General features: G+C 68.5%; 21 protein-coding genes. 5 read left to right on the forward strand and 16 right to left on the reverse strand.

All coding sequences use genetic code 11. The features are described from left to right. Nucleotides 1-21 precede the first annotated feature (21 nt). Genes E0H73_RS06940 through E0H73_RS06960 form a run of 5 tightly spaced genes read right to left on the reverse strand, consistent with a single transcriptional unit; the run spans nucleotide 22 to nucleotide 5614 of the window. Nucleotides 22-957: an ABC transporter ATP-binding protein gene (locus E0H73_RS06940; RefSeq protein WP_131352660.1), complete on the reverse strand. Its 936-nt coding sequence runs from the start codon at nucleotides 955-957 to the stop codon at nucleotides 22-24. Then, nucleotides 941-1909: an ABC transporter ATP-binding protein gene (locus tag E0H73_RS06945; RefSeq protein WP_131353272.1), complete on the reverse strand. Its 969-nt coding sequence runs from the start codon at nucleotides 1907-1909 to the stop codon at nucleotides 941-943. Before E0H73_RS06945 ends, E0H73_RS06940 begins: the two co-directional genes overlap by 17 nt. Continuing rightward, the gene (locus E0H73_RS06950) at nucleotides 1909-2793 is read right to left on the reverse strand and encodes an ABC transporter permease (RefSeq protein ID WP_131352661.1); all 885 of its coding nucleotides are present in this window, start codon (nucleotides 2791-2793) and stop codon (nucleotides 1909-1911) included. The genes E0H73_RS06945 and E0H73_RS06950 overlap by 1 nt, the downstream gene beginning before the upstream one ends. After that, complete coding sequence (locus tag E0H73_RS06955; protein WP_131352662.1) at nucleotides 2790-3821, reverse strand: ABC transporter permease; 1032 nt, start codon at nucleotides 3819-3821, stop codon at nucleotides 2790-2792. The genes E0H73_RS06950 and E0H73_RS06955 overlap by 4 nt, the downstream gene beginning before the upstream one ends. Then, complete coding sequence (locus E0H73_RS06960; RefSeq protein WP_131352663.1) at nucleotides 3818-5614, reverse strand: ABC transporter substrate-binding protein; 1797 nt, start codon at nucleotides 5612-5614, stop codon at nucleotides 3818-3820. The genes E0H73_RS06955 and E0H73_RS06960 overlap by 4 nt, the downstream gene beginning before the upstream one ends. A gap of 176 nt (nucleotides 5615-5790) precedes the next feature. Here E0H73_RS06960 and E0H73_RS06965 point away from each other — a divergent pair, with 176 nt between their 5' ends. Genes E0H73_RS06965 through E0H73_RS06975 form a run of 3 tightly spaced genes read left to right on the forward strand, consistent with a single transcriptional unit; the run spans nucleotide 5791 to nucleotide 8884 of the window. Continuing rightward, a complete protein-coding gene (locus tag E0H73_RS06965; RefSeq protein WP_131352664.1) occupies nucleotides 5791-6399 on the forward strand; it encodes a TetR/AcrR family transcriptional regulator in 609 nt (202 codons plus the stop codon). A gap of 2 nt (nucleotides 6400-6401) precedes the next feature. Next, nucleotides 6402-7298 carry an ABC transporter ATP-binding protein gene (locus E0H73_RS06970; RefSeq protein WP_131352665.1) on the forward strand — a complete coding sequence of 299 codons (897 nt, stop codon included), beginning with the start codon at nucleotides 6402-6404 and terminating at the stop codon, nucleotides 7296-7298. Next, nucleotides 7295-8884 (forward strand): ABC transporter permease, encoded by a 1590-nt coding sequence (locus tag E0H73_RS06975; protein WP_131352666.1) that lies wholly within the window; start codon nucleotides 7295-7297, stop codon nucleotides 8882-8884. Before E0H73_RS06970 ends, E0H73_RS06975 begins: the two co-directional genes overlap by 4 nt. On the opposite strand, the gene E0H73_RS06980 is transcribed toward E0H73_RS06975, so the two are convergent. Next, on the reverse strand, nucleotides 8885-9652 hold the full coding sequence (locus tag E0H73_RS06980) for a DUF1206 domain-containing protein (RefSeq protein ID WP_131352667.1): 768 nt from the start codon (nucleotides 9650-9652) through the stop codon (nucleotides 8885-8887). Nucleotides 9653-9679: 27 nt separating this feature from the next. Then, entirely contained in the window at nucleotides 9680-10675 is a 996-nt protein-coding gene (locus E0H73_RS06985) for a stage II sporulation protein M (RefSeq protein ID WP_131352668.1), read from the reverse strand. A 75-nt stretch (nucleotides 10676-10750) separates the two neighbouring features. On the opposite strand from E0H73_RS06985, the gene E0H73_RS06990 reads away from it, so the two are divergent. Beyond that, nucleotides 10751-11695, forward strand: a complete 945-nt coding sequence (locus tag E0H73_RS06990; RefSeq protein ID WP_238163867.1) for an RDD family protein — start codon at nucleotides 10751-10753, stop codon at nucleotides 11693-11695. A gap of 55 nt (nucleotides 11696-11750) precedes the next feature. Here the strand turns inward: E0H73_RS06990 and ahcY are convergent, their stop codons facing one another. Beyond that, entirely contained in the window at nucleotides 11751-13187 is a 1437-nt protein-coding gene (ahcY, locus tag E0H73_RS06995) for an adenosylhomocysteinase (RefSeq protein WP_131352669.1), read from the reverse strand. A 121-nt stretch (nucleotides 13188-13308) separates the two neighbouring features. Between ahcY and E0H73_RS07000 the strand changes: the two genes are divergently transcribed. Continuing rightward, nucleotides 13309-13668 carry a MerR family transcriptional regulator gene (locus tag E0H73_RS07000; protein ID WP_131352670.1) on the forward strand — a complete coding sequence of 120 codons (360 nt, stop codon included), beginning with the start codon at nucleotides 13309-13311 and terminating at the stop codon, nucleotides 13666-13668. Between the two features lie 98 nt (nucleotides 13669-13766). Here the strand turns inward: E0H73_RS07000 and E0H73_RS07005 are convergent, their stop codons facing one another. From E0H73_RS07005 to E0H73_RS07040, 8 genes are all read right to left on the reverse strand, one after another. Further along, entirely contained in the window at nucleotides 13767-14726 is a 960-nt protein-coding gene (locus E0H73_RS07005; protein ID WP_131352671.1) for a cation diffusion facilitator family transporter, read from the reverse strand. 33 nt (nucleotides 14727-14759) lie between these two features. Further along, nucleotides 14760-15932 (reverse strand): mannose-6-phosphate isomerase, class I, encoded by a 1173-nt coding sequence (gene manA, locus E0H73_RS07010; RefSeq protein WP_131352672.1) that lies wholly within the window; start codon nucleotides 15930-15932, stop codon nucleotides 14760-14762. Further along, nucleotides 15926-17002: an SIS domain-containing protein gene (locus E0H73_RS07015; RefSeq protein ID WP_131352673.1), complete on the reverse strand. Its 1077-nt coding sequence runs from the start codon at nucleotides 17000-17002 to the stop codon at nucleotides 15926-15928. The genes manA and E0H73_RS07015 overlap by 7 nt, the downstream gene beginning before the upstream one ends. Further along, nucleotides 17002-17205 (reverse strand): Trm112 family protein, encoded by a 204-nt coding sequence (locus E0H73_RS07020; RefSeq protein ID WP_131352674.1) that lies wholly within the window; start codon nucleotides 17203-17205, stop codon nucleotides 17002-17004. Before E0H73_RS07020 ends, E0H73_RS07015 begins: the two co-directional genes overlap by 1 nt. Next, complete coding sequence (locus tag E0H73_RS07025; RefSeq protein WP_131352675.1) at nucleotides 17206-18591, reverse strand: phosphomannomutase/phosphoglucomutase; 1386 nt, start codon at nucleotides 18589-18591, stop codon at nucleotides 17206-17208. It lies immediately after the preceding gene. Between the two features lie 49 nt (nucleotides 18592-18640). Next, nucleotides 18641-19384, reverse strand: coding sequence for a ThuA domain-containing protein (locus E0H73_RS07030; RefSeq protein ID WP_131352676.1), 744 nt, complete (start codon nucleotides 19382-19384; stop codon nucleotides 18641-18643). After that, the gene (locus E0H73_RS07035; protein ID WP_131352677.1) at nucleotides 19377-20465 is read right to left on the reverse strand and encodes a Gfo/Idh/MocA family protein; all 1089 of its coding nucleotides are present in this window, start codon (nucleotides 20463-20465) and stop codon (nucleotides 19377-19379) included. Before E0H73_RS07035 ends, E0H73_RS07030 begins: the two co-directional genes overlap by 8 nt. Before the next feature lie 101 nt (nucleotides 20466-20566). Continuing rightward, nucleotides 20567-21013, reverse strand: coding sequence for a metallopeptidase family protein (locus E0H73_RS07040; RefSeq protein ID WP_238163868.1), 447 nt, complete (start codon nucleotides 21011-21013; stop codon nucleotides 20567-20569). Nucleotides 21014-21018: the final 5 nt, after the last annotated feature.

The raw sequence follows: 21018 nt of genomic DNA on the forward strand, positions 1-21018 counted from the left end.
TGGTTGGGGTGTGCGGGTGGGTTAGGTGGTGGTGCGTACTGGGGCTAGGTGGCAGGCGACTTGGGCCGTGGTGGTGGCGGGGAGGATTTGGAGGGGGGTGCTGTGGCAGGCGGGGGTGAGGGCCAGCTGGCAGCGGGGGTGGAAGCGGCAGCCGGTGGGGATTCGGGTCGGGTCGGGAGGTTCGCCGGTGAGGACGATGCGTTCGGGGGACTCGGGAAGGACTGACAGGAGGGCCTGGGTGTACGGGTGTTGGGGGTTGGTCAGGACGTCTTCGGTGGGGCCGGACTCGACGATGCGGCCGAGGTACATGACGGCGACCCGGTCTGCGATGTTCCAGGCGAGACCCAGGTCGTGCGTGACCACGAGCGCGGCAAGGCCAAGGTCGTCCCGGAGCCGGAGCAGCAGCGACAGGATCTCGCCCCGCACGGATGCGTCCAGCGACGCGACCGGCTCGTCGGCGATCAGCACCTTGGGACTCAACGCCAATGCACCAGCGATCACCACGCGCTGCCGCTGACCGCCCGACAGTTCGTGCGGATAGCGCAGGAAGAACCGCTCCGGCGGCCGCAAGCCCGCGCGCGACAACGCGTCCGCGACGACCTTCTCCTCGTCCGGCAGCCCGTGGATCCGCGGCCCCTCGGCGACCGCCTCGTACACGGTCTGCCGCGGATTCAGCGACCCCATCGGATCCTGCAACACCAACTGCACCTGCCGCCGGAACGCCCGCAGCCGACGGCCCGTGTAGCTCAACGGCGTCCCGTCGTACGAGACCTGGCCGGACGTCGGCCGTTCAAGACCGAGCAAGGTACGGGCGAGTGTCGTTTTGCCGCACCCGGATTCGCCCACCAGCGCGACGATCTCCCCCGGCGCGACGGTCAGGTTCACACCGTCAACGGCCCGAGCCTGCCGACCACCGCGGCCACCGAACGAAACCTTCACCTCAGTTGCCTCTAGCAAGATCCCTCCCCACGAGCAGACAGGCAGCCGCCCGCCCCGGACCGGCCGGACGCAGGTCGACGGTTGTCGTCGAGCAGTCCGGCAGAGCCGCCGGACACCGCGGATGGAACGCACACCCACCGGGCAACTGCTGCGGATCCGGTGGATCGCCGGCCAGCCCGCGCGGCGCGAGCCGCGATGCCGGATCGCCAACCGTCGGGAACGCCGCCGCCAGCGCCTGGCTGTACGGATGCCGGAAGTCCCCCGATGACGGACCCTGCTCGACCAGCCGACCGGCGTACATGATCGCCAGCCGGTCGCACACATCAGCCAGCACGGACAGGTCATGCGAGATCATCAGCAGCGAGATGTCGTGCTCGGCGATCAACTTCCGGATCAACGTCAGCACCTGCGCCTGCACCATCAGATCAAGCGCGGTCGTCGGTTCGTCCGCGATGATCAGCCGCGGCGAACAGGCCAACGCCATCGCGATCATCACTCGTTGCCGTTGGCCACCACTCAGCTCATGCGGATAGCTCCGAGCCCGCCACGTCGGCAACCCGACCTGCTCCAGCAACTCCCGCACCCGCACCGAAGCCTCAGCAGGCGTCGACAACTTGTGCACGAGCAAGGGCTCGGCGATCTGGTCACCGATCCGCTGCACCGGGTTCAGCCCATGCTGCGCACCCTGGAACACGATCGACGCCTCCGACCAGCGAACCGCCCGCAGCCGCCCCCACTTCATCGCCAGCACGTCCTCGCCGTGCAGCAGGATCCGCCCGTCGACCCGCGCCGACCGCGGCAGCAACCGCAGCAACGCCATCGCCACCGACGACTTGCCGGATCCCGACTCACCCGCCAGCCCGACAGCCTCCCCCGCTTCCAACGACAACGACACTCCGCGTACGGCGGGAACGTCGCCGGACGCAATGCGATACGTGACGGACACCTCGTCCAACTCGAGCAGACTCATCACGCCGCCCTCGTCCGCAACCGGGGATTGAGCACGGACTCCAAAGCCCTTCCACACAAGGTGAATGCCATCACCACGAGCACGATGCAGAGACCCGGCAACAAGATGTACCACCACGCGCCCGCAGTCGCCGCACCCCAGTCGTACGAACCACGCAACATCGTCCCCCACGAGGTCTTGTTCGCACTGACGCCGAGGAACGCCAGCGTCGACTCGGTCACGATCGCGCTCGCCACCTCCAGCGTCGTACTTGCCAGCAGCAACGGTGCGACGTTCGGGAACACATGCCGGGTGGTGATGTGCCAGTGCCCGGCGCCGAGGGCAAGCGACCGTTCGATGTACGGGCGCGCCTCTACCGCCAGTGTCTGCGCCCGGATCAGCCGGGCCGTCGACGGCCACGAAGTCACGCCGATCGCGACGATGATCGTCGCCGTACTGCCACCGAGGATCGCGGCCAGCACCAGCGCGGTGACCAGCGACGGCAGCACCAGGAACCAGTCGGTGATGCGCAGGATGATCGCTCCGACCCAGCCCCGGAAGTGCCCGGCCGCGATACCGAACGTCGTACCGATCACCATGCTGAGCAACGCGGCCAGGAACCCGATCAGCAACGAGGTCCGCGATCCCCACCAGATCATCAGCAGCACGGACCGCCCGGACTCGTCCGTGCCCAGCGGGTCGTGGATGCTCGGCGGCGCCATCTTCTCGCGGGTCCCGCTCACCACGTTCGTCACGCCGGCATCGATGAACAGCGGCGCGATCAGTGCGAGCACCACCGCGACCAACAGGATGGCGAGCCCCACCATCCCGGCCCTGTGCGCACGGAACTCCGACCCGAACCGTCGCAACGCCCGCTGCCGCCGGACCCACATCACGCCACTCATGCCGACCTCACCCTCGGGTCAAGGACGTGGTACACCACGTCGGCCAGCGTGTTCATCACGATCACCGACACCGTGATCAGCAGGAACGTGCCCTGCATCAGCGTGAAGTCCGGCACCCGGATCGCGTCGTAGAACAACTGCCCGAGCCCCGGCCAGCTGAAGATCGCCTCGACCGTCACCGCACCTCCGACCACGAACCCGATCCGCATGAACACCAGCGTCACCGTCGGCAGCAACGCGTTCGGTACGGCGTGCCTCCGCCGGATGTCGTCGTCGCGCAACCCCTTCGCGCGCGCCGTGGTGATGTAGTCCTGCCCGACCTCGTCCAGCACCGACGACCGCATCACCAGCAGGTACTGCGCGTACACGACCGCGACCATGGTCAGGCACGGCAGCACCATGTGCTGCGCGACGTCGAGGACGTACCCGAACCCGTCCGGCGCGTCCACGCTGGAGATACCGCGGGTCGGGAAGACGCCCGGGATCGGCCCGATGCCCGCAGCGAACACCATCAGCAGCAGGAGCCCGAGCCAGAACGTCGGCACCGACCACAGCACCAGCGAGATCGCGGTCGAGAACTTGTCGAACCGGCTGCCCGGCTTCCACCCGGCCCGCGCGCCCTGCCAGATCCCGAGGCTGACCGCCATCACCAGCGCGGTCCCGGTCAGCAGCAGTGTCGAGCCGATCCGCTCCCCGATCAGGTCGATCACCGGCCGCTTGTACTCGTACGAGGTCCCGAGGTCGAACTGCAGCGTCTGCTTGACGAAATGCACGAACTGCTCGGGGATCGACTTGTCCAGACCGAGCCGGGCCCGTTCCAGATCGAGTTGTTCGGGCGTCATGTTGCGGCCCTGGGCGAGCGCCCGCACCGGATCGCCGGGCAGCAACCGGAACAGGAAGAACGTCGCAACGATCACCATCGCGATGCTGAGCAGGGCCCCGCCCGCCTTGGCCGCTGCGTACCGCAGCAGACCGTAGCGGGTCGGGCTCTCCTCCAGAGCCTCGACGGCGGGCTGGCTGACCGTCATTCGCGCTCGTCGGCGACGTCCTGGCGGCGGCGCATCATCACGAAGGCGCCCAGGGCAACCACCACGGCACCACCCGCGACACCACCGATGATGCCGGCCAGCTCTCCGCCGCTGATCCCGTCCTCACCACCGTCGGCCGTGACCGTGTCGACCGTGTAGAACGGCCAGTAGCCGCTGCCTCCGTACAGCAGGCCGTTGTCCTCCGGGATCGGCGTGATGCCGGCGATCCGGTCCTTGCGGTAGCCCTCGAGGTCGTTCGGGTAGTAGAGCGCGATCACCGGAGCGTCGGTGTAGAGCCGCTCCTCCATCTTCTTGATGATCGCGGCCCGCTTCGGCCGGTCGAGCTCCTTCTGCTGCTGCAGGTACAGGTCCTCGTACTGCGGGTCGCAGTAGAACGACTCGGTCCCGCCACCCTGACCGGACGCGGTCGGACGCCGGCTGCACAGGTGCGTGCCGAGCACCTCCTCCGGGTCCGGGTTGACCGACCAGCCGCTGATCGCGATGTCGAACAGCGCGGTGACGCCGGTCTCCTCGGTGAACTTGGTGGAGTCGAGCCGCTTGGTGCTCAGGCCGATGCCGATCTCCTTGAACCAGCCGGTCAGGTACTCGGCCAGCTTGTCCTCGATCGGGGTGTCGGTGTGGATGCTGAACCGGAACTGCAGCTTGCGCGACCCGTCCGGCATCGTCCGGATGCCGTCCGGCCCCTTCTTGTAACCCGCGTCGTCGAGGATCTTGTTGGCCTTGGCAACGTCGTACGTCACCTTCTCGTCGCCACTGGCCTCCCAGAAGAAGTCCTTGTACAGCGGCGGGATGATCGAGCCGTCGGCCGGCTTGGCCAGCCCGTTCTGCACCTCGTCGACCAGCTTCTGCTTGTCGATCGCGTAGTGCAACGCGGTCCGCACCCGGACGTCCTTCAGGGCCGGGTGCCCGTCACCGATCGGCTTGTTGTCGGTGGTGGTCGCGCCGTGGTTGATCTGCAGGTACGACGCCCGCCGGCCCTGGGTGTTCCACTGGACGATGTTGGCGTCGCCCTTGAGCGCCTCGAAGTCCGGCGGGTTCAGCCGGCCGATCAGGTCGATGTCGCCCTTCTTCAGACCGACGATCGCGGCGGCCGGGTTGTCGTAGAAGATCACCTGCAGTTCGTCGATCTTCGGACGCCCGCGCCAGTAGTCCGGGTTCGCCTCGAGCCGGACGAACTGGTCCTTCTTGTACTCCACCGCCTTGTACGGACCACTGCCGACGGTCGGGAACTCGTCGGCCTCGTACTTCGAGATGTCCTTGACCTTCTCCCAGATGTGCTTGGGCATGATCGGGACCGGGTTGTCCAGCATCGACGCCTGCGGGGTCTTCAGCTTGATCGTCAACTCCTGGCCGTTCGCGGTCACGCTCGCGAAGTTGGCCACCGCCGGGCCGTTGCCGAACTTGGCGGCGTCGTCGGTGATCATCTTGTTGAACGTCCAGGCCGCGTCGTCGGCGGTGATCGGCTGCCCGTCGGACCACTTCGCCTGCCGGATCGTGAAGGTCCAGGTCAACCCGTCCGGCGACGTCTTCCAGGACTCGGCCAGATCCGGGCTGGGCTGCAGCGTCTTCGAGTCCGGCACGGTCAGGAAGCCGTACATCAACCGCTGGATGGCCCCGGTCACCAGCCGGACGGCCAGGAACGGGTTCATCGAGTCGACCGACTGGGTGACCCCGACCTTCACGACCTTCTTGGCCGGCTCGGCGGCCTGCGCCGTACCGGGAGACACCACCAGCAGACCCAGCGCCGCGATCGCCGCGAACAGCTTCCTCATCCGCCCCACCTTCCACCGTGCGTGTTGGTTTGGTGACGAAACCACACCAGCAAGCGCTCTCCTGTCAACGAGATGCGGAACTTTGTCACACAAGTGTTTCCAGAAGTCGTAATCATTTTCCACTTGACTACACGGTCGTGTAGGAGTTTGCTCTTGTGTGTAGCGAGAGGAGCACCATGGAACGTCCGATCGACGACCTGACCGCGCGAGCCCGGATCCGGGACGCGGCGATCCGCCTGTTCGGGGAGCGCGGCATCGAGGGCGCGAGCATCCGCGACATCGCGGCGGAGGCCGGCGTTTCGTCCGGCCTGGTGCGGCATCACTTCGGGTCGAAGGAGGCGCTGCGCGACGCCTGCGACGAGTACGCGAAGGAACGGATGCTGGAGGTCGGCGAGGAGCTCACCGATGCGGGTGGGGTCGCCGCCCTCGACCCGGCAACCCTGCATCCGCGGGTGTTCCCGCTCCAGCTCTACCTGGTCCGCTCGATGATGGACGGCTCGGAGACCGCGGCCGCCCTGTTCCTCGGCGCCGTCGACAGCATCGAGGAGTGGACCACCAGCTACGGCATCCACCCCACCGACCGGCGGGCCTACGCGGCGGCGATGGCCGCGATCAAGCTGAGCGTCTTCGTCTTCCGCGACCAGGTCTCGAAGGCGCTGGGCGAGGACATCACCACACCGGCCGGGTACGCCCGGATCGGCCAGGGGCTGATGGAGGTCTTCACCATCCCCCTGATCACCGAAGAACAAGCCGAACAACTACGGAAGAGATCTGAGGAGAACTGATCATGCCGGCTGCGATCAGCACGGAAGGTCTGGTCAAGACATTCGGGCGCACTCGTGCCCTGGACGGCCTCGACCTCACGGTGCGAACCGGTGAGGTGCACGGCTTCCTCGGCCCCAACGGCGCGGGGAAGACCACCACGATCCGGATCCTGCTCGGGATGACCCGGGCAAGCTCCGGCACCGCACGGCTGCTGGACAGCGATCCGTGGTCGGACGCCACCGAGCTGCACAAGCGACTCGCCTATGTCCCGGGCGATGTGACGCTGTGGCCGAACCTGTCCGGCGGCGAAGCCATCGACCTGCTCGGCCGGATGCGCGGCGGGCTGGACAAGAAGCGCAAGGCCGACCTGCTCGAGCGATTCGATCTCGACCCGCGCAAGAAGGCCCGCACCTACTCGAAGGGCAACCGGCAGAAGGTCGCGTTGGTCGCGGCGCTCGCCTCCGACGTCGAACTGTTGCTGCTCGACGAGCCCACTTCGGGCCTGGATCCGTTGATGGAGGAGGTGTTCCGCGAGGTCGTCCAGGAGGTCAGCGACCGGGACGGCCGGACGGTCCTGCTGTCCAGCCACATCCTGTCCGAGGTCGAGGCACTGTGCGACCGGGTCACGATCATCAGGGCCGGCCGCGCCGTCGAGAGCGGCACCCTGTCCGAGCTGCGGCACCTGACCCGTACGTCGATCCGGGCCGAGCTGGTCGGCACGATGAACGGACTCGCCCAGCTCGAAGGCATCCACGACCTGCGCGTCGAGGACGGCCTGGTCCGGTTCGACGTCGACACCGACGAGATCAACTCGGTACTGCGACGGCTCACGGAGATCGGCGTACGGAGTCTGGTCAGTCAGCCGCCGTCGTTGGAGGAGCTGTTCCTGCGGCTGTACGAACCGGAGGCGGCGAAATGAAAACGCTGGCCGGCACCGGCGGTCTGATCCGGCTGATCCTGCGCCGGGACCGGATCATCCTGCCGATCTGGATCGTGGTGCTCTGCGCGATCCCGATGAGCTACGTCAAGCAGTACGGCGATCTGTTCCCGACCGCGCAGTCGCGGCTCGACTACGCGAACAACGCCGGCTTCATCACCTTGTACGGCGAACTGTCCGGGACGAGTCTCGGTGAGTTCGTCACCTGGCGACTGGGATTCGTGCCGGTGATGGTCGGGCTGATCAGCCTGCTCACGGTGATCCGGCACACCCGCGTCGAGGAGGAGACCGGCCGCAGCGAACTGCTCGGCTCGAGCGTCGTCGGCCGGCACGCGGGACTCGCGGCGGCCCTGCTGTCGACGTTCGGTGCGAACCTGGTGCTCGCCGTACTGCTTGCCCTGGGCATGCACGGCCAGGACCTGCCGTGGTCCGGATCCGTTGCCATCGGCGCCGAATTCGCCACCACCGGCTGGTTCTTCGCCGCGATTGGTGCGGTGGCCGCGCAGCTCTCCGCCAACGCGGGGACGTCGCGCGGTATCGCGATCAGTGTGCTCGCGGCGGCGTACGTACTGCGGGCCGCGGGCGACACGAGTGCGCACACGGACGGCCCGCTGGCGTGGCTGTCGTGGTTGTCGCCGATCGCCTGGGCGCAGCGCATCCACCCGTACGGCGAGAACCGTTGGTGGCTGGCCGTGGTGATGCTTGCGGCAACCGCCGTACTCGTTGCCGTCGCCATCAATCTCGCCGTACGGCGGGACGTCGGCGCCGGACTGTTGCCGGCTCGACTGGGACCGGCCGAGGGCAGACTCGGTTCGCCGTTGGGACTGGCGTGGCGGTTGCACCGTGGGCTGCTGGTGGCGTGGACAGTCGGATTCGCCTTGCTGGGCTTGCTGTTCGGCGGTGTGGCCGAAGGGGTCGGCGACATCCTGCGCGACGAGCCGAAGGCCAAGGAGATGTTCGAGCGGCTCGGTGGTTCGGCCGGGTTGATCGACTCGTTCTTCGCCGGGGTGATGACGATCCTCGGGCTGATCGCGTCCGCGTACGCCGTACAGGCGACGCTGCGGTTGCGGGCTGAGGAGACGAGTGGGCGGGCCGAGCCGGTGCTCGCTACCGCGACCGGCCGGTTGCGGTGGGCCGGGAGTCACCTGCTGTTCGGGGTGCTCGGTCCGGCGTTGGCTCTGTTCGCGTCCGGGCTCACCGCGGGACTCGCGTATGGGTTGGCGGTTGACGACGTCGGCAAGCAGATTCCCCGGCTGATCGGTGCGTCTTTGGGGCAACTGCCCGCCGTGTGGTTGCTGGCGGCGATCGCCCTCGCGATCTTCGGCCTCTTCCCGCGCATCTCCCCGGCGGCGTGGGCGGGTCCCGGCATCTGCATCCTGATCGGCTTCACCAACGCCGGCGTCCAACTCGCCGACTGGACGAACGACATCTCCCCCTTCACCCACCTCCCCCGCCTCCCCGGCGGCTCCCTCTCCGCAACCCCGCTGATCGTCCTTCTGGCCATCACCATCATCGTCGGCACCATCGGCCTGGTCGGTTGGAGGCGCCGCGACGTACCGATCGGCTGATCACTTGCGGGCGTTGCGGGACCAGATGAAGGCGTAGAGGGCGAAGGCGGCCAGGCCCAGTGCGAGGATGGTGAGGAGGACTGGGCCGAAGGGCTGGTCCTTGACTGTGCGGAGTGCGGTGTCGAGGCCGCCGGCCTTCTGCGGGTCGTAGTCGATCGCGGCCCAGGCGAACAGGATGCCGACGATCACGAACGCGATGCCCTTGGCGGCGTACCCGATCCGGCCGAGCAGGATGGTCGTCTCGGAGACGCCGCCGACCAGGTCCTCGGTGAACTTCTTCGTCACCGCCTTGTACAGCTGGTGTACGCCGACCGCCACGATGCCGACACCGATCGCGATGATCAGCAGCCGTCCGGCACCGTTCCCCATCAGCCGGGCGCTGACAGTGCGCGACTGACCGGAGCTGGATCCGCCCGAGCCCATTGCAACCTTCACCGCGCTCACACCGAGCACCAGATAGACGATCGCGCGCCCCACCGACCGCACGGTCTGTGAGAGGTCCAGGGCGCCGTACGCGATGTCGAGGGCACGCCAGATCACCAGCGCGAACAGGCCGATCGCGACGATCCACAGCCGTACGCCGCCGAGCGGTTTGCCGGCCAGTTCCTGGAGCGCGCCCTGCTGGGACGCCTCCTCCGACGACTTGCCCCAGGCGAGTTGCAGTGCGATCCACGCGATCAGCAGGTGCACGACGCCGTAGGCGATCAACCCGACGGTGATCGCGACGCCGTACCACTGGCTCGTCCTGACTTCCTGGGCAGTCTTCACCCAAGCCCAGTGCCCACGGGCAAACGGTCAGGCGGAGACGGGGGCGGTGGCTTCGCGGTCGGCTTCGTCGATGTCGCCGTACTCGCCGGAGCGGGCGGCGCGGCGGCCGAGGGTCCAGACGTACACGAAGAAACCGAGCTCGGCCAGGATGCCGATCGTGATCCGGACCGGGCCGGGGAGGAACGGCGTGACGAATGCTTCGATCACACCGGTGACCAGCAGGATCGCGGCCAGACCGATGGCCATCCCAACGGTCGCGCGACCGGTCTGGGCGAGTGCCTGCATCCGGGTCCGCGCGCCGGGGACGATCCAGGACCAGCCGAGCCGGAGACCGGCCGCGGTGGCGACGAAGACCGTGGTCAGCTCGAGCAGACCGTGTGGCGTGATCAGGCTGAAGAACAGGCCGCCCCGGTCGTGGCTGATCATCAGCCCGGCGCTGACGCCGAGGTTCAGCGCGTTGTCCCAGAGGATGAAGACGGACGGGATCAGGAGGATGCCGAGCGCGAGCACCGCGGCGCTGATGGTCGCGTTGTTGATCCACACCCGCAGCGCGAAGTCCCGGGCCGGGTTCTCCGAGTAGTACGACTCGAAGTCGTGGTCGACGAGTTGCTGGATCTGGTCCGGCGTACCGATGGAGTCGACCACCTCGGGATGCGCGATGATCCGCCAGGCCGACCACGCCACGACGACGTAGAAGATCAGGCCGATCGTGACCCACCAGCGTCTGGACGCGTACAGCGCGGCCGGGAAGCTGACCAGGAAGTACTTCGAGATGTCGCGCCAGACAGGTGCTTGCGCGCCGGTGACGGCACCCCGGGCATCCGCGATCAGACCGGACAGCCGTCCGATGGAGACCGGGTCGGCACCGGCCGCTCGGAGCGCGGCCAGATGCGTACCGACACGCTGGTAGAGCGTGACCAGTTCCTCGGCCTCAGCACCGCTCAGACGCCGCTGGCGACGCGTGAGGTAGGCCAACCGGTCCCACTGCGGCTGGTGCACCGAGACGAACGCCTCGACGTCCACAGCGCACCTCCTCCCCTGACTGGCTCCTTGCGCTGGCAGACTAGCCGGACAGAGTGTCTAGGGAGGGGCGACGGGGTGTCTCAGCTGGTCACGGGGGAAGCGGTCGTCCTCCAGGTGCGGATCGCGCGGATGCCGACGCGGGCGCTGGCGTGTGCGATCGACGTACTGCTGCAGGGCATCGTGCTGAGCGTGCTGATCTCGCTGCTGACCGGCTTCCTGATCGGTGGGGACGCGAGTGAGGCGCTCGCGGTGTCGCTGATCTTCATCGTCGTCTTGCTGGTCGTGGTCGGCTACCGGGTGGTGATGGAGACGCTGACCCGCGGCCGCACGCTCGGAAAGATGGTGCTCGGGCTGAAGGTGGTCCGCGACGACGGCAGCTCGATCCGGTTCCGGCACGCGCTGGTGCGTACGCTGTTCTGGTTCTTCGTCGACTTCGCGCCGTGGTTCGCGGCCTGCCCGGGGATCGTGGCGAGCCTGATGAACAAGCAGGGCAAGCGGATCGGGGACATGGTCTCGGGCACCGTGGTGATCCGCGAGCGGCACCAGCCGATGACGTCGCCGCCGCTGTTCGTGGCCGGCCACCTGGTGCAGTGGGCGCAGTCGCTGGAGCTGTCACGGCTGTCCGACGAGCTCGCCAACACCGCCCGGGACTACCTCGGGCGCTTCACCGAACTGCAGCCCGACGCCCGGATCGCACTGGGTGACGCGCTGGCGTACCGCGTCAGCCAAGTCACCGCACCCGCTCCACCGGTGCCAATGATCGCTCCGGCGTACCTGTCCGCCGTACTGGCCGAACGCCGTCGCCGGGAGCTGAACCGCCTGGCAACCGCGCGCCCGGCCCACACCGGCCCCTTCGCGCCACCAACGCCGTACGCCCCACCCAGCCCGTACGGCGTCCTGCCTCCGCCGCCACAGGCTCCCCCAGGCCCCTTCGCCGTACCGCGGCCGGTCCTGGACGCGCGTCCCGCCGCAGTCAACGCCCAAGGCTGGGCAGCCCCCGGCAGCAACGAGTGGTCCTAGCCAACGAAAAGGCGCCCCGCCAGATGGCGGGGCGCCTTTCGTGGGGGTGGGGGGATCAGTAGCGGTAGTGCTCGGCCTTGTACGGGCCCTCGACCGGCACGCCCAGGTAGTTGGCCTGCTCCTTGGAGAGCTCGGTCAGCTTGACGCCGAGGGCGTCGAGGTGGAGGCGGGCGACCATCTCGTCGAGGTGCTTGGGCAGTACGTACACCTCGGTCGGGTAGTCGGCCGTCTTCACGAACAGCTCGATCTGGGCCAGCACCTGGTTGGTGAACGAGTTCGACATCACAAACGACGGGTGGCCGGTCGCGTTGCCGAGGTTCAGCAGGCGGCCCTCGGACAGGATGATGATGGTGTGTCCATCGGCGAAGCGGAACTCGTCGACCTGCGGCTTGATGTTGACCCGCTCGATGCCCGGGACCTTGTACAGGCCGGCCATGTCGATCTCGTTGTCGAAGTGGCCGATGTTGCCGACGATCGCCTGGTGCTTCATCGCGGCCATGTGGTCGGCGGTGATGACGTCCTTGTTGCCGGTGGTGGTGACGAAGATGTCGGCGATCCCGACCACGTCGTCCAAGGTGGTGACCTGGTAGCCGTCCATCGCCGCCTGCAGCGCGCAGATCGGGTCGATCTCGGTGACGATCACCCGGGCGCCCTGGCCGCGCAGGGACTCCGCACAACCCTTGCCGACGTCGCCGTACCCGCAGACGACCGCGACCTTGCCGCCGATCAGGACGTCGGTGGCGCGGTTGATGCCGTCGATCAGCGAGTGCCGGCAGCCGTACTTGTTGTCGAACTTCGACTTGGTCACCGAGTCGTTCACGTTGATCGCCGGGAACAGCAGCGCGCCGGCCTTGTGCATCTCGTACAGCCGGTGCACGCCGGTGGTGGTCTCCTCGGTGACACCCTTGATGCCCTGACCGATGGTGGTCCACAGCTGCGGCGCTTCCTGCAGCGTGCGGGTCAGCAGCTTCAGCACGACGGCGTACTCCTCGGAGTCCGCGGTCGACGGGTCCGGTACGGCGCCGGCCTTCTCGAACTCGGTGCCCTTGTGGACGAGCATGGTGGCGTCTCCACCGTCGTCCAGGATCATGTTCGGACCCTCTTCACCGGGCCACTTCAGCGCCTGCTCGGTGCACCACCAGTACTCCTCCAGCGTCTCGCCCTTCCAGGCGAACACCGGGACACCGGCGGGGGCGTCGGCCGAACCGTCGGGGCCGACGACGACCGCGGCGGCCGCGTGGTCCTGGGTGGAGAAGATGTTGCAGGAGACCCAGCGCACCTCGGCGCCGAGCGCCGTCAGCGTCTCGATCAGCACCGCGGTCTGGATCGTCATGTGCAGCGAGCCCATGATCCGCGCGCCGGACAGCGGCTTGCTGTCGCCGTACTGCGCGCGCATCGCCATCAGGCCGGGCATCTCGTGCTCGGCCAGCCGGATCTCCTTGCGGCCGAACTCGGCCAGACCGAGGTCGGCCACCTTGTAATCGAACGTCATACCGTTCCCGCTCCCCTGAAGACTGTTGATTGCTTCCTGCGTGCCAGAGCCTAGAGGCCCGAACCCTACCGATTGATCGCCTGTACCGCGTTTCTAACACCGAAATGTCAAGATTGTCCCCATGCGCATCACCGAGGCCGCCAAGCGACTGGGCACGACCCCCCGGATGCTCCGGTACCGGGAGGCCCTCGGCCTGCTTCCCCGGTCACGCTCCGGGCAGACCGCACAACGCCAGTACGACGACCGCGACCTCGCCGCCGTCCAACTCGCCCTGGACCTCGAACGCCGGTACGACGTGACGCCGGCGGCCCTGGCGTTCGCCCTCAGAGCCCTGGCCGAACCGTCGGTCGCAGCCGACATCCGCAACCTCGGCTACCGCACCGGCCGGCTCACCGCGCCGCCCACCCAGTCCCAGATCGACCGCGACCGGGCGTTGCGGTGGCTCGGCCGCTCCGGCGTACTCCCACCCAAACCCCGGTGACCCGGCATTTCCTGGGTCGACCCACGCGATGGTGGGTTGGCACGCCGCACGCGATGGGCGAACCCACCATCTCGTGGGTCAACCCATCAGACGGGAGCTCAGTGCGACGGTGCCTCGGGGACGGCGGGGCGCTCGTCGGGGACGTGGTTCTCCTCGTAGACGTCGGGCTCGAGGTAGATGTGCACGGCCATCGGCTCGGCGGCGCGGATGGCGCGTTCGGCGGCGTCGATGGTCTCGGCCACGAACGCGGCGTCGGTGGTCGGCTCGACGCCGACCTTGGCGGCGACCAGAACCTCCTCCGGGCCGAGGTGCAAGGTCTTGATGTGGATCAGCCGCTGCACGCCGGTGGTGTTCTCGATCGCGTCGACGATCTTCTGCTGCGCCTCGCGGGTCGCGGACTCGCCGAGCAGCAGCGACTTCATCTCGATCGCCAGGAAGATCGCGACACAGACCAGCAGCGCACCGATCGCCATCGAGCCCAGGCCGTCGAACACACCGTTGCCGGTGGCAAGCGTCAGGCCGACGCCGATCAGCGCCAGCACCAGGCCGGTGAGGGCGGCGAAGTCCTCCAGCAGGATCACCGGCAACTCCGGCGCCCGCGCGTTGCGGATGAACCGCGGCCACGACACCGGCCCGCGCAGCTTGTTCGCCTCGATGATCGCGGTCCGGAACGAGAACGACTCCATCACGATCGCGATCAGCAGGACGGCGACCGGCACCCACTTCCAGTGCTCGATCGGATGCGGATCGTGCACCTTGTGGTAGCCCTCGTACAGCGCGAACAGGCCGCCGACGCTGAACAGCACGATCGCGACGATGAACGAGTAGACGTACCGCTCCCGGCCGAACCCGAACTGGTGCAACTCGTCGGCTTCGCGCTGCGCCCGCTTCCCGCCGACCAGCAGCAGGACCTGGTTGCCGGCGTCCGCGACCGAGTGGATCGCCTCGGCCAGCATCGAGGCCGACTGGGTCAGCCCCCACGCGGCGAACTTGGTGACGGCGATGCCGGTGTTCGCCAGCAGCGCCGCGACGACGGCCTTGGTTCCGCCACCAGCCATGTTGTCCAGGTCCTCCGTCAGCAGTCAGTGGTTTCAGCGCGCGGACACGACGAACGCCGTGCCGGAACCACGCAAGATACAGGGTCCTTCGGGTCCCGAGGCGAACGCGGACTGACCGGCGGACAACATCACATCCGACTCGGTGCCTGCGGCCCCTACTTCGACCGATCCCGCCACGCAGCAGACGATCCGCGGACCGACTCCGGCCACCGTCCGTTCGCCGTTGTCCAGGTCGACCCTGTGGATGGCGAAGTACTCGGCACCGGTCTCGTACGTCGCGACGCCGTCAACCACCGGGGGCGCGGTGAGCACCGGATCGGCCAGCGGCTCGAAGTCCACCACTGACACCAACTCCGGTACGTCGATGTGCTTGCTGGTCAGGCCGCCGCGCAACACGTTGTCGGAGTTGGCCATCACCTCGAACCCGAACCCGGACAGGTACGCGTGCACGTTCCCGGCCGGCAGGTACACCGCCTCGAACCGCTCCAGCCGCACCCGGTTGAGCAACAGTGCCGCGAGTACGCCGGGATCGTCCGGGAAGTCCGCGCAGAGCTTGGCCAGCGTCTCGCACTCGATGGCGAATGCTTCGCCGGCGTACTGCGCGCACGCCTCACCGAGGGCCGAGACCAGCGGACGGATAGTGTCCCGGTCGCTACCCATGAACTGGGTGAACGCGTCCTGGAGTTTGCCGTTGCGCAGCAGGCTGGTGAGGTCCGCGAACCCGACCGGCATCAGCGCGTCCAGCAGCGCGACCGTCGTGTCGAGCGGCCGGAACCCGACCAACGCCTCGAACGGCCCGAGCGCGATCAGGATCTCCGGCTTGGGCCACGCGTCCTTGTAGTTCCGGTCGGCCGCATCCCGTGGGATCCCGGCCGCCTCGTCCCGCGCGTACCCGTCGATCGCCTGCTCCCGCGACGGATGCGCCTGAATCGACAGCGGCTGCTCCGCGGCCAGCAGCTTGGCGAGGAACGGGAACCGTCCCTCGAACCGCTCCGCGGTCTCCTGCCCGAGTACGTCGGCCGGTCCGGCGGACACCACGTCGTACAGGGAATCGCCCCATGGCAGGACGGACGACGCGGACTCGTGCGCGCCCATCCACAGCTCCGCCTGCGGTCGGCCGTCCGGCTCCACGCCCATCAGCTCGGGGAGCGCTGTCCGCGAACCCCAGGCGTAGTCCCGGATGGTGTTCAGCAACGGCACTACCACGCTGGATCCTCCGCTGGGTTCCCTGGCTCGTCCGGGGCGGAGTCGATCGGAGTGCCGTAGCGGCCCAGGCCGATGCCCAGGTACGCCGCGGCGTAGCGGCCGTGCTGCGACAGAGCGGCGTACCGGGCGATGTCCGAGCCCTCGGCCTGCGTGACCACGTTGACCCGCACGTCGTGACGCGCTGCCTTGTCCTCCAGCTTGTGCCGGTGCTCGGTGACCCCGGGGTCGTCCGTGCCGTCGTCCAGGATGACCAAAGCGGGCCGCAGCTCCTCCGGCTTGTCGAACGGGTCGGCGAACAGGTCGCGCGGCGGCTGGTTCAGCACCGGCAGTAGGTGCCCGGCGTCAGCGGCCAGAGCGGGCCGGCCACTCGCCAGCCGGATCGCCTCGACCACCCGGCGTGCGGCCCGTGCGGCGAGGACGGATCCACCCCACACCAATGGCAGTGCGTCGGCCAGGATCAGTGCCAGGTCCTTCGCCGGGTTCGAGGCCACGTCGGTGTTCGGCGAGCACTCGATCGCGACGTCGTCGAGGATCGACGCGACCGACTTGGCGTCCACCACCGGACCGAGCTCCATCTGGTGCAGCCCTTGCAGTACGGCGACCGCCGAGGCCAACTGGTCGTCGGACTGCGACGGCAGCCGGATGGCGTGCCGGGCGCCCGCGGACGCGCGTGCGACCGGGGAGTCCGGCGGGCAGGCGACCATCAGGCCGGTGCCACGCCGTTCCGCCTCGGATGCGGCTGACTCGGCGTCGGAATCGGGGCCGACTCCACCGAGCACGATCACCAGGTCGAGCGGACCGGCCCAGCCGGGCAGGCCGGGACCGGGCCAAGCCACGAACGGCACCGGGCAGACCGGCTCCAGCACGGCGCGGACCAGTCGGGCGTCGCGGCCCGCGGCCAGCACCGCGCGCGGCCGGAAGCCGTCGGTGTCGACCTTGGACAGGGCTTCCTCGGCCGCTTCCAGCTCGGCCCGGACGCGCGCTCCGGCCATCGCCAGGCGCCGCAACAGGTGATCGGTCGCCTGAAGCGCGGCCGGGTCGTCCAGCCGCGAGTCGTCGAAGGAGCTCATCAGCTGTCCGCGGATTCGGTGTCTCTCGTGTCCCGGGCCTCGTCGATCAGCAGCACCGGGATGTCGTCACGGACCGGGTAGGCCAGGGCGCAGGCGGCGTTCGTACAGACCAGTTCGTTCGCCTCGTCGTCCACGCGGAACTCCGAGCGGCACTTCGGGCAGACCAGGATGCTCAGCAGGTCCGGGTCCAGGTTGACAGCCATTCAGTTCTCCTCCACCGATGCACCGGTGATCAGGGCCAGTACTTCGTCACGGACGCGTTCCATCGTTGGCCGGTCCGCGGCCTCGACGTTCAGCCGTAGCAGCGGTTCCGTGTTCGACGCACGGACGTTGAACCACCACTGTGGCGCCGACACGGTCAGACCGTCCAGATGGTCAACGGTAATGCCGGGCTTGTCGCCGAAGGTGTCCTCGATCGCCGCGGTGGTGGCCGCGGCGTCGTCGACCTTGTTGTTGAGCTCGCCGGACGCGACGTACCGCTCGTACGCGGCGAACAGCTCGCTGGCCGGCTTGTCCTGCTCACCGAGCGCGGCCAGCACGTGCAGTGCGGCCAGCATGCCGGTGTCGGCCCGCCAGAAGTCCCGGAAGTAGTAGTGCGCCGAGTGCTCGCCGCCGAACACCGCGTCGGTCTCGGCCATCTTCTGCTTGATGTAGGAGTGCCCGACCCGGGCCCGGACCGGCGTCCCGCCGTGCTCGGTGATCAGCTCGGGCACGGCCCTGGAGGTGATCAGGTTGTGGATGACCGCCGAGCCCGGGTGCTTGGCCAGCTCCCGGACCGCGACCGCACCGGTGACCGCGCTCGGCGAGATCGGGTCGCCCTTCTCGTCGATCACGAAGCAGCGGTCCGCGTCGCCGTCGAAGGCCAGTCCGAGGTCGGCGCCCACCTCGCGGACCTTCGCCTGCAGGTCGACCAGGTTCTTCGGGTCCAGCGGGTTGGCCTCGTGGTTCGGGAAGTTGCCGTCCAGCTCGAAGTACAGCGGGATGATCGTCACCGGCCCGGACGCGAACACGGCCGGGACGGTGTAGCCGCCCATCCCGTTGCCGGCGTCGACGACGACCGTGAGCGGCCGGATGCCGCTCAGGTCGACCAGGTCGTTGAGGTGGTCGGCGTACGCGGTCAGGAGGTTCTTGCGAGCCACCTTGCCCGGCACGGCGATGGGCACCGGGCCCTCCGCGACGGTCTTGGCGACCAGGTCCGCGATGTCGCGCAGACCGGAGTCCGTGCCGACCGGGGAGGCGCCGGCGCGGCACATCTTGATGCCGTTGTAGCGGGCCGGGTTGTGGCTGGCGGTGAACATCGCACCGGGCAGCTGGAGCCGGCCCGAGGCGAAGTACAGCTGGTCGGTGGAAGCCAGGCCGATGTCGACCACGTCCGCCCCGGTGCTCGTCACACCCTCGGCGAACGCGGCCGCCAGCGCCGGGCTGGACGGCCGCATGTCGTAGCCGACCACAACCGCCCCCGGGGACGCGAGGACGTCCAGGACCTCGACGAACGCCGCCCCGGTCGCCCGGGCCACCGACTCGTCCAGCTGGTCCGGGACGACCCCTCGTACGTCGTACGCCTTGAAGATCGCCGCAACGTCAACCATGCGTGGACCCTATCCGGCCCACCCGAGAAGTCGTATTTCAGGCCGGATCTCAGGCCCGGTCGAACCAGCCGATGTCTTTGCGGTGGTGAACTTCCGGGAGCTGGCGCGGGCTGGTCGGGGCGGCCCACTGGGCGGCGTTGGCGATGATCTGCTGCACCTCGGGCTGGTGGTACGTCGGGTACTCCTGGTCGCCCGGGCGGAAGTAGAACACCCGGCCCTGGCCGCGCCGGTAGCAGCAGCCGGACCGGAACACCTCACCGCCGCTGAACGAGCTGACGAACACCAGCTCGTCCGGCTGCGGAATGTCGAACAGCTCGCCGTACATCTCCTCGCGCTCGATCACGAGCGGGTGCGGGATGCCCTGCGCGATCGGGTGGCCGGCCGCGACCGTCCAGATCAGCTCGCGGTCGTTCTCGGCCCGCCAGTCCAGTGAGCAGGTGGTGCCCATCAGCTTGATGAAGATCTTGCTGAAATGCGCCGAGTGCAGCGCGATCAGGCCCATCCCGGACAGCACGTGCTTCTGTACCCGCTCGACGATCGCGTCGTCGACCTCGCCGTGCGCCGCGTGACCCCACCAGGTGAGTACGTCGGTCTCGGCGAGCACCTCCTCGGTCAGGCCGTGCTCGGGCTGCTGCAGCCACGCGGTCCGGACCACCACGTCCTGGCCCAGCTTGGCCCGCAGCGCGGCCGCGATCGTCTCGTGCATCGTGTCCGGGTAGACCTTCTGCACCGAGGCGTCGCGCTGGTCGTGGACGTTCTCGCCCCAGACGGTGACGCGAATCGGATCAGTCATGGAGAACAACCTCTCGTCCCGCCTTCGCCGAGGCGTAGCAGGCGTCGATGACCTCGGTCCTCAGCAGCGCCTCGGACCCGTTCTGACCTTCCCAGTCGCCACTGCGGACGATCCGGACGAACTCCCGCACCACTCCGCGGTGGCCGAGTCCCGCACCGGTTGCGGGTTTCACCTCGGCCGGGATGCCGGCCACGTCGGTGAAAATCTTCAGCGTGTCCTCGGTGGTGTAGTTCTGGACCTCGATCTTGGCGCCGCCCTCGGTGCCGAACAGCTCGATGCCGAAGTTGTCGCCCGGCGCCCGGTAGGTGGCCCAGCTGGTCTCCAGCTGCAGCGCGCCGCCGCCCTCGAGCCGCAGGTACGCCGTGGCCAAATCCTCGACCTCGAACTTCGAACCGAGCGTGTCGACCGTCGGCCGCATCGCGCTGCTGACGCTGCCGCGGCCGCGCGGACCGAGCTCGGCGAAGGTGTTCGCCGAGACCGTGGTCACCGACGGCTCGCCCAGCAGGTGCAGCGCGAGGTCGAGGATGTGCACGCCCAGGTCGATCAGCGGGCCGCCGCCGGACAGCTCGCGGTTGGTGAACCAGCCGCCCATGCCAGGGATGCCGTTGCGGCGCATCCAGTGCGCCTTCGCGTAGTAGATCCGGCCCAGCTGTCCCTCGTCGATCTGGTGCTTCAGCGCCGCGACGTCACCGCGCTCACGGTGGTTGAAGACCACCTTGAGCACCCGGCCGGCCTGCTTGGAGGCCTCGACCATCGCGGTGCCCTCGGCGACCGTCCGGGCCAGCGGCTTCTCGGACAGCACGTGCAGGCCCTTGCCCAGCGCCTTCAGCGCGATCGGGGCGTGCAGCTGCGTCGGCGTACCGATGCTGACCGCTTCGAGACCCTCGGTCTCGAGCAGGTCTTCCCAGTTCTCGTAGAGGTGCGGTACGCCGTGCTTCTCGCCGAGGGTGGTCAGGAGGTCCTTCTCCAGCCCGGCCAGCGCCACCACCTCGACGTCCGGCAGTTCCGAGAAAGCCTCGAGCGCCGTACGCCCGGCGAAGCCCAGCCCGACAACCCCGACCCGCAGTTTTTGATCGTTCACACCCACGATCCTCTCGCACTGACAACGACGGACACAAACCGCTTCCCACAGTACGAAACATGTTCGAACACCGCCGGACCGACGGGCCTGTCGCGCCGGATTCAGTCGTCGTCGGCGTCGAAGTCGGGGTCGATCTGCTCCGGGGACAGGGCCAGGACGTCGGCCAGCTCGAGCACCAGCGCGGACCGGACCAGCCAGGCCAGGCTGGTGGCGGAGCGCTCGGCCCGCAGCTCGATCGGGCGGCGGAACACCACGATCCGGTAGGGCTCGTGCGACGTACCGCCGGTGGAGTGGGTGAGCGGGATCTCACTCGCGTCCAGGTCCAGGTTCGGCACGTCCTCGATGGCGAACTCGACCCGGGCGACGACCTGCGGCAGCCGTTTCTCCAGCCGGGTCACCTCGATCGCGACCACCTCGTCGAACTGCGCGGCGCCGGACCGCTGCAACGGCAGCCCGCGTGGCGCGAACCGGCTCGGCCGGCTGATCGGGCCGAGCATGCCGCGGCCATGACGGTCGATGTGCCTGCGATGACGGCGAGCCTCGGTCACGCGCT

It is taken from the genome of Kribbella pittospori (genome assembly GCF_004331465.1).
Taxonomy (GTDB): Bacteria; Actinomycetota; Actinomycetes; order Propionibacteriales; family Kribbellaceae; genus Kribbella; species Kribbella pittospori.

Coding starts and splice junctions, on each gene's coding strand:
- E0H73_RS06945 (WP_131353272.1), bottom strand. CDS start 1,909: ATGAGTCTGCTCGAGTTGGACGAGGTGTCCGTCACGTATCGCATTGCG.
- E0H73_RS06950 (WP_131352661.1), bottom strand. CDS start 2,793: ATGAGTGGCGTGATGTGGGTCCGGCGGCAGCGGGCGTTGCGACGGTTC.
- E0H73_RS06955 (WP_131352662.1), bottom strand. CDS start 3,821: ATGACGGTCAGCCAGCCCGCCGTCGAGGCTCTGGAGGAGAGCCCGACC.
- E0H73_RS06960 (WP_131352663.1), bottom strand. CDS start 5,614: ATGAGGAAGCTGTTCGCGGCGATCGCGGCGCTGGGTCTGCTGGTGGTG.
- E0H73_RS06965 (WP_131352664.1), top strand. CDS start 5,791: ATGGAACGTCCGATCGACGACCTGACCGCGCGAGCCCGGATCCGGGAC.
- E0H73_RS06970 (WP_131352665.1), top strand. CDS start 6,402: ATGCCGGCTGCGATCAGCACGGAAGGTCTGGTCAAGACATTCGGGCGC.
- E0H73_RS06975 (WP_131352666.1), top strand. CDS start 7,295: ATGAAAACGCTGGCCGGCACCGGCGGTCTGATCCGGCTGATCCTGCGC.
- ahcY (WP_131352669.1), bottom strand. CDS start 13,187: ATGACGTTCGATTACAAGGTGGCCGACCTCGGTCTGGCCGAGTTCGGC.
- E0H73_RS07000 (WP_131352670.1), top strand. CDS start 13,309: ATGCGCATCACCGAGGCCGCCAAGCGACTGGGCACGACCCCCCGGATG.
- E0H73_RS07005 (WP_131352671.1), bottom strand. CDS start 14,726: ATGGCTGGTGGCGGAACCAAGGCCGTCGTCGCGGCGCTGCTGGCGAAC.
- E0H73_RS07015 (WP_131352673.1), bottom strand. CDS start 17,002: ATGAGCTCCTTCGACGACTCGCGGCTGGACGACCCGGCCGCGCTTCAG.
- E0H73_RS07020 (WP_131352674.1), bottom strand. CDS start 17,205: ATGGCTGTCAACCTGGACCCGGACCTGCTGAGCATCCTGGTCTGCCCG.
- E0H73_RS07025 (WP_131352675.1), bottom strand. CDS start 18,591: ATGGTTGACGTTGCGGCGATCTTCAAGGCGTACGACGTACGAGGGGTC.
- E0H73_RS07030 (WP_131352676.1), bottom strand. CDS start 19,384: ATGACTGATCCGATTCGCGTCACCGTCTGGGGCGAGAACGTCCACGAC.